This window comes from Enterococcus salsurae (assembly GCF_054784955.1).
Genome location: NZ_BAAHWY010000002.1, coordinates 529,182 through 543,315, shown reverse-complemented (window position 1 = coordinate 543,315; position 14,134 = coordinate 529,182). Strand labels below are relative to the sequence as shown.

The window sequence follows — 14,134 nt, the reverse complement described above, 5'->3', positions numbered from 1 at the left end:
ATGTAAGCGCTATAATTATATTGAAACTATTTTCACAAAAGAGAAAGGCGGAATGATATGAACAGTGTAGCATTAGTGGAAGATTGGTCCAAAGAGAAAAAGCATTTTGACTTATTTATCGATGGCGAATGGACTTCGGGATCGGAAGGAAGAACTATCGACGCCATCAATCCAGCAACTGGCGAGGTCTTGGCGGAATTTGTGGATGCAACTGATACGGATGTTGACCGAGCCGTTGCGGCAGCCAATCAAGCCTTAACGTCTTGGCGCAAAACTTCCCTCGAAGAACGTTCGCGCTTATTGTTGAAAATTGCCGATATCATTGAAGAAAATACGGCGCACCTGGCGTTGATCGAAACATTGGATAACGGCAAACCGATCCGAGAAACAAAAGCCATTGATGTGCCGTTTAGTGCAGATCATTTTCGCTATTTTGCGGGTGTGATCCGAGCAGAAGAAGGAACGGCGCAGCTTCTCGGGGAACATACACTAAGTATCAATTTAAAGGAACCAATCGGTGTGGTCGGTCAGATCATCCCATGGAACTTTCCTTTTTTGATGGCTGCGTGGAAAATTGCGCCAGCTTTGGCTGCCGGTAATACCATCGTCATCCATCCGTCATCCTCGACCTCATTAAGTATTTTAGAATTTACCCGTTTGATTCAAGATGTTCTGCCAAAAGGCGTCTTGAATGTCATTACAGGAAAAGGCAGCAAGTCTGGTGAATACATGCTGCACCATGAAGGTATCGCGAAGTTGGCCTTTACTGGCTCGACCGAGGTTGGCTACAATGTGGCAAAATCAGCTGCAGCACGTTTGATTCCTGCCACATTGGAACTAGGCGGCAAGTCGGCGAATATTTTCTTTAACGATATGCCACTAGAAAAAGCATTGGATGGGGCGCAGTTGGGCATCCTCTTTAACCAAGGACAGGTCTGCTGTGCGGGTTCGAGAATATTCGTCCAATCTGGTATTTATGACAAATTTGTTGAAATGCTGGCGGATCGTTTCAAGCGTGTGCGCGTTGGCTTACCATGGGAGGAAGACACCCAAATGGGGGCACAGGTCAACGAAAAACAAGTCCAGTCGATCCTTGAATATGTTGACATCGGTAAGCGTGAAGGGGCGATCGTCAAAGCCGGAGGAGCGATCATCACTCGTGACCAATTGGCCAGGGGCTGTTTCATGGAACCAACATTGCTGATCAATGTGACCAACGACATGCGCATCGCTCAAGAAGAAATCTTTGGCCCTGTGGCTGTGGTGATCAAGTTCGACACGGTCGATGAAGTTGTAGAGATGGCCAATGATTCCATTTATGGGCTAGGTGGCGGCGTGTGGACCCAGAATCTGAATACGGCCCTCGATGTAGCCAAACGCTTAGAAACTGGGCGTGTCTGGGTCAACACCTACAATCAAATTCCAGCAGGTGCACCATTTGGCGGGTATAAGCAATCCGGCATTGGCAGGGAAACGTACAAATCGATGCTGGAGGCCTATTCACAAACAAAAAACATCATGATCGACACCAGTGATGCACCATCTGGCTTTTTTGTACAGTAACGTAACAAATAAGAAGTCATCGGAGATTCACGCTTGATAATGTATGCGCCTCTATCCATCAGAAAAAAATGTTCCTGTAAAGGAACGTTTTTTTTTATTAAAAAGGATGGCAGCACATAATACGAAGATAATCTAGCATAAAAGCGTGTTTTTTCCATGGTTTAATCGGCTAAACATTGCGTATACTGAGGGTATAAAGGAGGAACAAAATGAAAAATTTTCAAGCAACGTTGACCGCTTGCTTTGTGGGGTATATTGTTCAAGCGATCATCAACAATTTTGCACCATTGCTTTTTTTGACCTTTCAATCTCAGTATCAATTACCAATCACTCAAATCACCCTTTTGGTGAGTATCAATTTTTTGACCCAATTGTTGGTTGATTTTGCGGCGATTTTCTTTGTCGACCGCATCGGGTATCGTCCATCGATCGTGGCGGCACATGGCTTTGCTGCTGCTGGTTTGATTGGTTTGGCCGTTTTTCCAGCCATATTTCCCTCCCCTTTCAGCGGGTTGTTAGCAGCAGTGGTTCTATATGCAATTGGCGGGGGGCTTTTAGAAGTGTTGGTGAGCCCAATCGTTGAAGCCAGTCCAACTGACCATAAGGAAAAGGCGATGAGTTTGCTGCATTCTTTCTATTGCTGGGGCTATGTGGGGGTTGTCTTGTTGTCAACGCTTTTCTTTGCGGTTTTCGGGATCGTTCGCTGGCAGCTGTTGGCGATGATTTGGTCATTGTTGCCGATAGCCAATTTATTTGTTTTTATGAAAGTACCCTTGGCGCCAATCGTAGCAGAAGGAGCGCAGGGTTTATCTACGCGCGGCTTATTTAAATTAAAAACGTTTTGGCTGCTGCTTGTGATGATGGTCTGTGCGGGTGCGTCTGAACAAGCAGTCAGCCAGTGGGCTTCAACGTTTGCCGAACAAGGCTTAGGGGTGTCAAAAACGGTGGGTGATTTATCTGGCCCGATGGTTTTCGCCCTCATGATGGGCGCTTCTCGATTGCTTTATGGCCGTTTTGGCGAACGGATCGACCTCAAGCGCTTTATGGTCTTTAGTTTAAGCCTGTGCTTGATTGCCTATGGCATGATTGGTTTAGCAAAGATGCCATTGATTGGTTTCTTAGGCTGCGGGATCAGCGGTTTTGCAGTTGGAATTTTGTGGCCAGGTATTTTCAGCTTTTCGGCACAGTATATTCGCAATGGCGGCACAGCGTTGTTTGCTTACTTGGCTTTAGCTGGTGATCTAGGCTGTTCATTAGGCCCAGCTGTTGTCGGCAATGTCGTAGAGTGGTCCGGGGCGAGCCTGCAACTGGGGATTTTAGCGGCAGTTGTATTTCCGCTCCTGTTATTGGTCGCTTTGACCTTCTTGCACCGAATCAGCAGAACAGAACAAGTTCCCCTAGAAATACTGTCAAATCAAGATTAATTGAGTGAAGCAAGTGCTGATCAGATGAAAGCATTTGCTTTTTTTATTTGTCAAAAAGTGCTAGTCAAGCTTACAGCTATCCGCTATACTTTGACTAATTCAAGGTGAAGGAAGTGAAGGTGTGAAAAGTCAATTAAAAAAAGAAATCAGTTTTTTTGGGGCATTATCGACCGTGATGGGGACTGTGATTGGTGCGGGCGTTTTCTTTAAAGCCGCCGCAGTTGTGCAGCAGACCCAGTCAACCGGTTTGACGATATTGGTTTGGCTGCTTGCTGGTTTTCTAACGATTTGCGGTGGATTGACTGTGGCTGAGTTGGCGACAGCGATTCCTGAGACGGGTGGGGCTATTCGCTATATTGAAAAAATTTATGGCAAACTACCCTCGTTTTTGCTTGGTTGGGCGCAAAGTATCATCTACTTTCCTGCCAATGTCGCGGCTTTAAGTATTATTTTCGCGACGCAATGCATCAACTTATTTCATTTATCAAGCCATTATTTGATGCCATTGACGATCGTGACTGCAATCAGTGTGACATGTATCAATTTGCTGGGGACGAAAGCAGCTGCAAGGGTCCAGTCTTTTACCTTGGCGATCAAATTGATCCCGATCGCGTTGATCATTCTGGCTGGATTGATTTTGCCGGGTCAGGTGGAGGTTTCCCTTGTTGATTTTTCTTCAAACAATCAAGATTCAGTATTGGCAGGTATTAGCAGTGCTTTATTGGCCACGCTTTTTGCCTATGACGGTTGGTTAGGTGTCGGAAATGTGGCAGGAGAGATGAAACAGCCGGAAAAAGACTTGCCGAAAGCAATTATTTTTGGCTTGAGTTTTGTGACACTGGTCTATGTGTTGATCAATGTGGCTTTTCTCAAAACTTTGCCGATCGATCAAATCGCAGGGAACTTGAATAGTGCTTCAGAAACAGCGATGGCTTTATTTGGCGGCTTTGGCGGTAAATTGGTGACGATCGGGATTTTGATTTCTGTCTATGGGGCATTGAATGGCTATACCATGACCGGTCTGCGGGTGCCTTATGCGATGGCTTTGGCCGACGAGATTCCTTTTAGCCGGACATTTGCGACTTTGAGCAAGCGCACCAATGCCCCTTATGCGGCGGCTATCTTGCAAGTCAGTATTGCCTGCATCATGATTTTTTTGGGTACCTTCGATTTATTGACTGATATGCTGGTTTTCGTGATGTGGTTCTTTAGTGTATTATTGTTTATAGGTGTGCTGTTATTGCGCAAACGCGATCCCCACATGAACCGACCTTACCGTGTCCCGTTGTATCCAATCACGCCATTGATCGCGTTACTTGGCGGTTGCTTTATTTTGGTGATGACTATGATCACGACCCCAGGGCTCGCGATCATTGGGATAGGTGTGACAGCATTGGGGATCCCAATCTATTATGCAAAAGCGAAAGGAGCAATCAAATGAAGATTGTTGTACTAGATGGCTATGCGCTGAATCCAGGAGATTTGGATTGGCGGGAAATGGAAGCACTTGGCGATTTGACGGTATATGATCGAACCTCCTATACGGATCCTTCAGAAATCATCACACGGATTGGGGAGGCAACAGCGGTCTTCACCAACAAAACGCCATTGACCGAAGACGTCTTACAGGCTTGTCCGGAATTACGGTATATCGGCGTATTGGCCACTGGTTATAATGTGGTTGATCTAAAAGCAGCCAAAGCACAAGGAATCATTGTGACCAATATTCCGAGTTACAGTACGAATGCTGTGGCGCAAGCGACCTTTGCACTGTTGTTAGAAGTGACCAATCAAGTCGGCCACCACAATCGATCCGTCCATCAGGGGGATTGGCAGCAAAGCAAGGACTTTTCTTATTGGCAGACACCATTGACGGAATTGGCAGGCAAAACGTTAGGCTTGATTGGGTATGGTGCAATTGCTCAGGCAGTGGCAACGATCGCCCATGCCTTTCACATGCAGGTCATTTACTATAACCATCGGCCAAAAGCCCCACAAGCTGAGTGGGCCAAACAAGTCACATTAGAATCCCTATATCAAGAAGCAGATATCATCAGTCTGCATGTTCCGCAATTTCCTGAAACAGAGGGAATGATTGATCAGACGGCGTTAGGCCATATGAAAGATACAGCGATCTTGGTCAACACTGCCCGTGGTGGCTTGCTGGATGAAGCCGCTGTGGCACAAGCCTTGTCTGAAGGGAAACTCGCAGCGTTGGCAGCAGATGTGGTGTCGAAAGAACCGATAGCAGCGGATAATCCATTGCTGCAAGCACCGAATTGTTACCTCACACCTCATATCGCTTGGGCCCCAACAGAAACAAGACAGCGTTTGATGGCGATCGCTGTTGGCAACTTGGCTGCATTTGTCAATGATACGCCGCAAAATGTGGTTTCCTAAAAGCAAATGATCGATGGCTGAGGCCGTAGTCTATTTAGCGTTAGAGATGGCAGAATATTTTCTTCAAAAAGAAACAGCAATGTAAAAGCGCCCCGCGCCTTTTACATTGCTGTTTTTCTTATTGTTTACTCTTGTTCTGCTGCATAGGCCGCAGATTTTGTTCCTGCTTGACGCCCGAAAATAATGATATCTGCAACGGCATTTCCGCCGATCCGGTTATCACCGTGAAGACCGCCGGTGACTTCTCCTGCTGCGAATAAACCAGGGATCGTTTGATCATCTGTTGAGATGACTTCCGTATTGGTATTGATCTTGACGCCACCCATTGTATGGTGGATACCAGGGGCAATCGCGATGGCGTAGTAAGGACCAGTAGACAGGTCATGGTCCATCCCTGTTTCTCTGCCAAAAGACTCATCTTTGCCAGCAGCCACGCTGTCATTCCAAGTGGCAACTGTTTCTGCTAATGTCTCTTCCGGCATTGATAATTCTTCAGCCAAAGCTTCAATGGTATCCGCAGATTTGACTAGGCCTTGAGAGGCATAAAAGTCAATCGCTGTCACCCGTTCTTTGACGCCGGCATCAAACACTAACGTGGCTGATTTTTCTGGTAATGCAATAATGGCTGCCGAAACTTTATCACGGGTGTCCATTTCATTATAGAAGCGTTGACCGTCAGCGTTGACCAGAATCGCACCTTCACCGCGAACAGCTTCAGTGATCAACAATGATTTCGATTGATCGACGGTTGGGTGAATTTGGATCTTGTCCAAATCAACGGTTTGGCCGCCTAGTGCCTCGATCATTTTGATTCCATCACCAGTAGAGCCTTCTTGGTTTGTCGTCACATAGTCTTTTAGCTCTGGATCATATGCTTCGATCATATCCATGTTGGCACCAAATCCGCCGGTAGTGACAACGACTGCTTTGGCATCGATTGTTTTTTCACTGCCTTCGACATTGACGGTGACGCCATTGACTTGGCCATCAACTTCATTGATTTCTTTGACATCTGCATTCACGAAAATCGGAATTTCGTTCTCATGGATATTGCGCATCAAGCCGTCGACTAAATACTCGCCTACCGCTGAACCGTCTGTTGGGCGGTGGGTTCTTTTTTCGCTCATCCCGCCTGTGACAGTCAAGTTATCCAGTGTGATTCCCATTGAATCAAGCCAATCGATGGCTTCAGCTGAGTGATCAACAAAGTAGCGTAATAATTCTTTGTCATTTGTTCCTTTACCACCAGCCAATGTTTCTTCATAAAATAAGTCGTTTGAATCTTCAATTCCCTCAGCTTCTTGGAACTTGGTTTCTGAAGCATTCATACCTGCAGAAGACTTTAAGGTATTGCCGCCAGCAATCGGCATTTTCTCTAAAATGACTGGATTGGCACCGGCGTCTTTGGCTTGGATGGCTGCCGCCATTCCTGCACCGCCAGCCCCGACGATCACGACATCATAGCTGTCTGCCAACTCGCTAGGATCCGTGTACTCCTGACCAGATGCAGCTGAATTTGCATCTGTTTCTTCACTGCTGACAGCTTTACTGCTTGCGCTGCTGCTTGTTTGTGAATCAGCACCACAAGCGCTTAACAGCGTAAGTGCCCCGACAATTGCGAATGTTTTGCCCAATTTCTTCATTTTATTCCTCCTAAAAACTTTTTTCCAACTAATAGGGTACCATAAAACGACGGATATTTTTAAAATTTGTTCAATATATCACATGTAAATGAGAATATTTTTATTTTCTATCAATCTGAAAATAAACTCCCTCTTGCAAAACCAAATCAGTTTTGTATAATAGAGATAAGTTAGGTTAGCCTAAAAAATAAAATAAATAAACCTTAACTATAGAAATGGAGTGAGAATATGATTACTTTTTCATCGATATCTGCTACATACGATGGCATACATCAAGCAGTCGAGGCGGTTTCTTTTGCGACAGAAAAGCCATCGATCGTGGGGATTATTGGACCGAATGGGGCAGGGAAGTCGACATTTATCAAAGCGGCCTTGCAATTGATCCCGGCCACCGGGTCTGTCACAGCGGATGATCAGCCTTTAGCAGCATTTCAAAGGCGTATTGCGTATGTAGAACAAAAATCAGCGATTGATTATACATTTCCAATTACTGTCAAAGAAGTGGTATCCCTTGGGCTGTATCCGAATATGCGCTTGTTGCAGCGGATTCGTCCCACTCAATGGGCGCAAGTCAACACAGCTTTAGCTGCAGTGGAGATGACCGATTTTACGGATCGCCAAATTGGCGAGTTGTCCGGTGGGCAATTTCAACGGGTCTTAATTGCACGGACATTGGTGCAAGAGGCTGATTTCATTTTTCTAGATGAACCTTTTGCTGGTATCGATGCTGCGAGTGAAGCGATTATTGTGGCATTACTCAGACAATTGCGTGAGGCAGGCAAGACGATTTTTATTGTCCATCATGATCTAGGGAAAATCACAGAATACTTTGATGCGCTGGTGATGTTGAACCAACTCTTGATTGCTTATGGGTCTGTGGCAGATGTGTTCACGGATGCCAATCTAACACGTACGTTTGGCGATACGATCATTGTGAAAGGCGGGATGTAGAATGGTCACAACTTTTTTTACTAGTTTAGGCACCTATCATTTTCTGCAGAATGCGTTGATCACAGCAGTAGCGATTGGCATCGTGGCGGGTGTGATTGGTTGCTTTATTATTTTGCGGGGCATGTCATTGATGGGAGATGCGATTTCCCATGCAGTTTTGCCAGGTGTTGCCTTGTCATATATTTTTGGGATCCATTTTTTTGTCGGCGCGATTTTATTCGGTCTGTTGGCTTCGATGATCATTACGTATATTTCTAATAATAGTTTGATCAAGAGTGATACCGCCATTGGCATCACCTTTAGTTCTTTCTTGGCATTAGGGGTTATTTTGATCGGGGTGGCCAATAGTTCTACGGATCTCTTCCATATTCTTTTTGGGAATGTCTTGGCGGTGCAGGATAGTGACAAATGGTTGACGATCATCATTGCTTTGGTGGTGTTGGCAGTCATTATTGTCTTTTTCCGTCCCTTATTGATTACCTCATTTGATCCAATGATGGCCAAAGCTTTTGGGATGAAAGTGCAGCGATATCACTACTTGCTGATGTTTCTTTTGACATTAGTCGCTGTGACAGCGATGCAAAGTGTCGGTACGATTTTGATCGTGGCCTTATTGGTGACACCAGCTGCCACCGCGTATTTGTTTACGAAGGAATTGAAAAAGATGATGCTGATTGCTGGCGCGTTAGGTGGTTTGGCATCTTTTGTCGGTCTGTTTATCGGCTACACCTTTAATATTGCAGCAGGTTCAAGTATTGTCCTGACAGCAGGTGCCTTCTTTGTATTCGGCTTTCTTTTTTCACCAAAACAAAAAACCAGTCCAGTCAAACGGTGGTCAGCAACTGCTGCTTTGGCCGTGGCAGTGATAGCTGGCGGCTTCTTCTTGGCAGAAAGCAATCATCCGTCTAGTCAAACGGAGGGCAAACTGTCTGTTGTGGTCACCAATTCGATCATTGCAGATATCACGAAAAACATCGCTGGTGACAAAATCGATCTGCACAGTATCGTTCCAGTAGGCAGAGATCCTCATGAGTACGAACCGTTAGCAGAAGACGTCCGATTGGCGACAGATGCAGACTTGCTTTTGTATAATGGATTGAATTTGGAAACAGGGGGAAATGGCTGGTTTACCAAATTGATGGAAAATGCCAACAAAGTCGCAGATCAAGACTATTTTGCCGTCAGCGACGGTGTAGATGTGTTATACCTTTCTGATGATGAAGACCACAGCAAAGCAGATCCTCATGCTTGGCTGAATTTGGAGAATGGCATGATCTATGCGCGAAATATCGCGCAGCGATTAATTGAAAAAGATCCTGATAACCAAGCCTACTATGAAGAAAATCTCAACAATTATTTTGCAGATTTAACGGCCCTGGACGAGAAAGCCAAAGCCAACTTTGCCTCGATCCCGGATGAGAAAAAATTGATCGTTACTAGTGAAGGCGCCTTTAAATACTTTTCTAAAGCTTATGGTGTGCCTTCAGCCTATATTTGGGAAATCAATACGGAAGAAGAAGGAACACCTGCACAGATCAAAGATTTGGTCGATCAGTTGCAATCATCTGAAGTGGCTTCCTTGTTTGTCGAAAGCAGCGTCAATACAAGACCGATGCAAAGTGTGTCCCGAGATTCAGGCATTCCGATCTATGATACAGTCTTTACCGATTCGATCGCCGAACCTGGTGAAGAGGGGGATAGTTATTATCGAATGATGCAATGGAACTTAGAGACTATTTATGCAGGGCTGACGCAAGAATAAACACCAGCCCCATCTTATTACCTAAAAAAACCAGCAAATACAGCATGCCTCCATGGGCAATGTTGTATTTGCTGGTTTTCTTTTTGACTTATTGGTCGTCTTTTTGCGGCACCAAGTGATAATAAATCATTTCCGGAGGCACCCCTAAGCGGGCGGGGATTTTTGTCATCCCAATACCGCTTGACACACTGAGAAGTGTCTCTTTCCCGAAAATATATAGACCATCCGTATAGGTGAGCGCGCCTTTGGTTTTCGCATAGTAAAAGGGCAAGCGAATCTGTCCGCCGTGGCTATGTCCAGACAAAATCAAATCATAGCTGTGGAGATTGGTGAGGCGTGTGATGTAATCAGGTTCGTGCAACAACAAAATCTGCCATTCTGCTAAGGTTGATTCATATGAAAAGTTGACTTTCGGACTGTCGATATCAATGCCAGTGATCGACATCGATGTTTTTTCGTCAGAGCCAAAGACCGATTCATTGTCCAATAGGGTGAAACCTGCGTTTCGAAAAACTTCTGCTACAAAGTAATGACCATCATGGAGATGATCATGATTACCCAAGACAGCCAATTTGCCCATCGGTGCCTGTAATTTTTTGAGTTTTTCGACTAATCGATTGGTGGAACGATGGGGCCATTTTTTGTAATTGTCGATCAAATCACCCGTGATAACGATCAAGTCCGGTTGTTGCTGGATCGTTGAACGGATGATGCGATTCAGGCGTCGCGGTTTATACCAGTGAGAAACATGCAAGTCACTGATATGGGCGATCACGATCGTTTCATTCTCTTGATACATATCATACGCTTTCGAAATATCCAGTACGGTCTGCTTGTCTTTTTTAATCAAATAATGGCGTTGAGTCAACCGATGGGGTTCTATGATAAAGGAGTATAGCAGCACGCCTATGACGAGGAATGCAAGGATAATAAGGGTCAGCATGGCGAGGCTCCTTTTTTGATTTTTCTCTTATCTAGCATAGTAGATTCTCGCACAAAAAGCAATCCAACAGTGCGTATAAATCTAAATAAAAGATGCCCAACTTGGGCTGGTCAATAAGCATAAAAAAACCGAAGAACGGCAATCAAGCCAGTGCTTCGGAACAAATCGTTGTTACTTCATTTTAGGAGATTTAAATAAACGTGCCTTATGTTTTTTCGGTACGAGCGCCATGATACAATCATAGGGCACCGTCATCAACGCCCAAGCCACACCTTTGCTTGAAGCAAACAGATAATTACGTTTCAAAATCAGATGGCCGCTTATCAAAGCACATGCGATACTACCGTAAAACAACCATTGGTCATTCCATGTTGTAAACTGATGCAATACAGTGATCAAGATAGGATAGCTGTAGAAATAAAGAGCCGATAGGACAAAGGTCATATTCTTGGTCAATTGGCGAATCGTCAATAAAAAGAATATGGCTGAAAGCAACAAACCTAAAGGTGGAAACAAGCTGACCAAAAACGAATAGAGGATCCCCCACAGGATCATGCCAGGACCTTTGACCAATGCGGCAACGATCAATAGAACAAAAAGGAATAAGAGCTGTTGAGAAAATGTCGCTGCAGTGAAAAGGGTGAACGTGCCGAGTATCGCCCAATGGGAAAAGGTATTTGTTTGATTGGTTTGCGGCACTTGCTGCTGCAATTTCAACCAAGTGGCAAAATTTGGAAAGTCGTGCTGGAATTCCCGTTTGAAATCCGGCCCAAATTGTCGGTGGGCATTTTGTTGTCGATAATATTGATAGCGCTTTTTCATCGTTGATTTGCTTCGGAAATCCGAATCCGTTGAAAAAAAGCGGCTGCCGATAACTTTTGATTTTTCCATGTTTACACCTCCATAGGTTTATCTACTACTCAGTATAGGAGAATCCAGGGGGAACTTCCTCCAACCTGAGGCGGATTTTTTACCACTTGCTGAAAGTTTCCTAAAGTCAGTGAAAAAAGCAACCATGATTCGTTTCTTAAAGTCGCAAAATATGCTAGAGTATAGGAGAACTAAGGAGGCTAATCATGATTTTTGATACCCATACTCATTTAAATGCAGAACAATTCAATGAAGATATTCCAGAAACGATTGCCCGCGCCCAAGAACTTGGTGTGACTGAGATGGCTGTGGTAGGGTTTGATCATCCAACAGTGGAAAAGTCACTTGCGTTGAGCAAGGAATATCCGTTCATTTATAGTATTATCGGCTGGCACCCTACTGAAGCGGGCAGTTATACGCCAGCTGTTGAAGCATTCCTCGAAGAACGACTGGACGTGCCAAAAGTTGTGGCTTTAGGTGAAATTGGCTTGGATTATCATTGGATGGAAGATCCCAAAGATGTGCAAGTGCGGGTTTTTCGCCGACAAATCGCTATCGCAAGAGAACGGGGCTTACCGATCAGTATCCATACCCGTGACGCGATCGAAGACACCTATGCAATTTTGAAAGAGGAGAAAGTTCAAGATATCGGCGGCATTATGCATAGTTTCAGCGGCGATGATGAATGGGCCAAGAAATTTCTTGACCTAGGTATGCACATTTCTTTTAGCGGCGTTGTCACGTTCAAGAAAGCATTAGATGTACAAGCGGCAGCCAAAATCGTGCCGCAAGATCGTTTGCTCGTTGAAACGGATGCGCCGTATCTTGCACCTGTTCCTTATCGTGGCAAACGCAACGAACCTGGCTACACCCATTATGTCGTCAATCAAATTGCTGCTTTGCGGGATCAGACACCGCAACAAGTCGCTGACTATACCAGAGAAAATGCCCATCGGCTGTTCAACATCGATGGCAACTAAGCCAAAGATCGAAGAAATCATTGTCGTCGAAGGCAAAGACGATACCCGCAGACTCCAAGAAGTATTCAATGTTGACACCATTGAAACCATTGGTTCAGCGATCGATCAAGGCATTTTAGATCAAATTGAATTGGCACAAGAAACACGGGGCGTGATCGTTTTTACCGATCCAGATTTTTCAGGAGAAAAAATCCGTAAAATAATCATGGAAGCTGTTCCTGATGCCAAGCATGCTTTTTTGCCTCGTAGTCAAGCAGCACCAAAAGGCAAAGGCAGCTTAGGTGTAGAACATGCGAGTCATCAGGCCTTGAAAGAAGCTTTGCAAAAAGTCGTGACACCAATCAATGACCAAGACGCTGCAGAGAACCAGCCGATCGACCGCCAATTGCTGTTGGCTTTTGGCTTGATTGCCGGACCTGGGGCGAAAGAGAAGCGAGAGCGGCTTGGCGATATTTTGCGCATCGGTTATACGAATGGCAAACAATTAGAAAAAAGGCTGGCAATGTTTCGGATCACAGAAGCTGAATTTGCCGCTGCGATGAAAATAGTGGAGGATGAACAATAATGGAAGAACGAGATATTGCTACCCCCTCGAGAACCAAAGAAATTTTAGCAAAACATGGATTTACCTTTAAGAAAAGCTTAGGGCAAAATTTTTTGACAGAACCGAACATTTTGCGCAAAATCGTGGATACAGCTGGAATCGATCAAGACACCAATGTCATTGAAGTTGGACCGGGCATTGGTGCACTGACCGAGCAATTAGCCAAACAGGCCAAACAAGTCGTGGCCTTCGAAATCGATGATCGGCTGATCCCGGTATTGGCTGATACGATGCGTCCTTATCCAAACGTCAAAGTCATTCATCAAGATGTCTTGCAAGCAGACTTGGCAACGACCATCAGCACAGCATTCGATCAAGTGCTACCGCTGAAAGTAGTGGCCAATTTGCCTTATTACATCACGACACCAATCATGATGCACTTTCTGGAATCCAATGTGCCTGTGCAAGAAATGGTTGTCATGATGCAAAAAGAAGTTGCTGATCGTATTTCAGCAGAACCTGGCACCAAAGCGTATGGTTCATTGTCGATTGCAGTCCAATATTACATGGAGGCCAAATTGGCTTTTATCGTTCCCAAGACTGTCTTCGTGCCACAGCCCAATGTTGATTCCGCAATCTTGAAATTAACCCGGCGTGAAACCCCAGCAGTGGCAGTAACGGACGAAAAAGAATTTTTCAAGTTGACCAAATCAGCCTTTCAATTGCGCCGCAAAACATTGTGGAATAATCTGCAAAATACTTATGGCAAAGATGAAGACACCAAAGCATGGTTGCGAAACAGCCTCGAAGCCAGCGGCATCGATCCTACACGTCGCGGTGAGACACTATCCTTGGCAGAGTTTGCTCGTTTGAGTAATGAGATGCTAGCGCGGAAATAATCTGCTTGACGCACATATTTTTTGAGGGAAACGATTGATTCGTTTCCTTTTTTTATTGACTTTAGACAATGACGTATAGAATCTAGTGTTGCGCCTCTTGTGTCTTGACACCTGAGATAAATACAGGTAGAATAAGCTCATTAAACGTGTCAAGA

General features: G+C 44.9%; 12 protein-coding genes and 1 pseudogene. 10 read left to right on the top strand and 3 right to left on the bottom strand.

Going from position 1 to position 14,134, the window contains the following annotated elements; genetic code table 11:
- Window positions 1-57: 57 nt before the first annotated feature.
- The 4 genes from ACYVRS_RS06855 to ACYVRS_RS06840 all read left to right on the top strand — a co-directional run bounded on the left by ACYVRS_RS06855 (window position 58) and on the right by ACYVRS_RS06840 (window position 5,387).
- Complete coding sequence (locus tag ACYVRS_RS06855) at window positions 58-1,563, top strand: aldehyde dehydrogenase family protein (RefSeq protein WP_461203024.1); 1,506 nt, start codon at window positions 58-60, stop codon at window positions 1,561-1,563.
- 209 nt (window positions 1,564-1,772) lie between these two features.
- Window positions 1,773-2,987, top strand: a complete 1,215-nt coding sequence (locus tag ACYVRS_RS06850) for an MFS transporter (protein WP_313538709.1) — start codon at window positions 1,773-1,775, stop codon at window positions 2,985-2,987.
- A gap of 121 nt (window positions 2,988-3,108) precedes the next feature.
- Window positions 3,109-4,428: an APC family permease gene (locus ACYVRS_RS06845; protein WP_461203023.1), complete on the top strand. Its 1,320-nt coding sequence runs from the start codon at window positions 3,109-3,111 to the stop codon at window positions 4,426-4,428.
- Entirely contained in the window at window positions 4,425-5,387 is a 963-nt protein-coding gene (locus tag ACYVRS_RS06840; protein WP_461197795.1) for a D-2-hydroxyacid dehydrogenase, read from the top strand. Before ACYVRS_RS06845 ends, ACYVRS_RS06840 begins: the two co-directional genes overlap by 4 nt.
- 125 nt (window positions 5,388-5,512) lie before the next feature.
- On the opposite strand, the gene ACYVRS_RS06835 is transcribed toward ACYVRS_RS06840, so the two are convergent.
- Window positions 5,513-7,030, bottom strand: coding sequence for a flavocytochrome c (locus ACYVRS_RS06835; protein WP_461203022.1), 1,518 nt, complete (start codon window positions 7,028-7,030; stop codon window positions 5,513-5,515).
- A 228-nt stretch (window positions 7,031-7,258) separates the two neighbouring features.
- Here ACYVRS_RS06835 and ACYVRS_RS06830 point away from each other — a divergent pair, with 228 nt between their 5' ends.
- The 3 genes and pseudogenes from ACYVRS_RS06830 to ACYVRS_RS06820 all read left to right on the top strand — a co-directional run bounded on the left by ACYVRS_RS06830 (window position 7,259) and on the right by ACYVRS_RS06820 (window position 9,743).
- Window positions 7,259-7,981, top strand: coding sequence for a metal ABC transporter ATP-binding protein (locus tag ACYVRS_RS06830; protein ID WP_461203021.1), 723 nt, complete (start codon window positions 7,259-7,261; stop codon window positions 7,979-7,981).
- Window position 7,982: 1 nt separating this feature from the next.
- Window positions 7,983-8,783, top strand: a pseudogene (locus tag ACYVRS_RS06825) (iron chelate uptake ABC transporter family permease subunit); the annotation flags it as partial.
- 60 nt (window positions 8,784-8,843) lie between these two features.
- Complete coding sequence (locus ACYVRS_RS06820; RefSeq protein WP_461203131.1) at window positions 8,844-9,743, top strand: metal ABC transporter solute-binding protein, Zn/Mn family; 900 nt, start codon at window positions 8,844-8,846, stop codon at window positions 9,741-9,743.
- Window positions 9,744-9,831: 88 nt separating this feature from the next.
- Here the strand turns inward: ACYVRS_RS06820 and ACYVRS_RS06815 are convergent, their stop codons facing one another.
- Window positions 9,832-10,686, bottom strand: coding sequence for a metallophosphoesterase (locus ACYVRS_RS06815; RefSeq protein ID WP_312540461.1), 855 nt, complete (start codon window positions 10,684-10,686; stop codon window positions 9,832-9,834).
- A 171-nt stretch (window positions 10,687-10,857) separates the two neighbouring features.
- Window positions 10,858-11,577: a hypothetical protein gene (locus ACYVRS_RS06810; protein WP_461203020.1), complete on the bottom strand. Its 720-nt coding sequence runs from the start codon at window positions 11,575-11,577 to the stop codon at window positions 10,858-10,860.
- A 185-nt stretch (window positions 11,578-11,762) separates the two neighbouring features.
- Here ACYVRS_RS06810 and ACYVRS_RS06805 point away from each other — a divergent pair, with 185 nt between their 5' ends.
- Genes ACYVRS_RS06805 through rsmA form a run of 3 tightly spaced genes read left to right on the top strand, consistent with a single transcriptional unit; the run spans window position 11,763 to window position 13,979 of the window.
- Window positions 11,763-12,536, top strand: a complete 774-nt coding sequence (locus ACYVRS_RS06805; RefSeq protein ID WP_461203019.1) for a TatD family hydrolase — start codon at window positions 11,763-11,765, stop codon at window positions 12,534-12,536.
- Window positions 12,526-13,101 (top strand): ribonuclease M5, encoded by a 576-nt coding sequence (gene rnmV / locus ACYVRS_RS06800; RefSeq protein WP_312497428.1) that lies wholly within the window; start codon window positions 12,526-12,528, stop codon window positions 13,099-13,101. Before ACYVRS_RS06805 ends, rnmV begins: the two co-directional genes overlap by 11 nt.
- Complete coding sequence (gene rsmA, locus ACYVRS_RS06795; protein WP_461203130.1) at window positions 13,098-13,979, top strand: 16S rRNA (adenine(1518)-N(6)/adenine(1519)-N(6))-dimethyltransferase RsmA; 882 nt, start codon at window positions 13,098-13,100, stop codon at window positions 13,977-13,979. Before rnmV ends, rsmA begins: the two co-directional genes overlap by 4 nt.
- The last annotated feature ends 155 nt before the right edge of the window (window positions 13,980-14,134 follow it).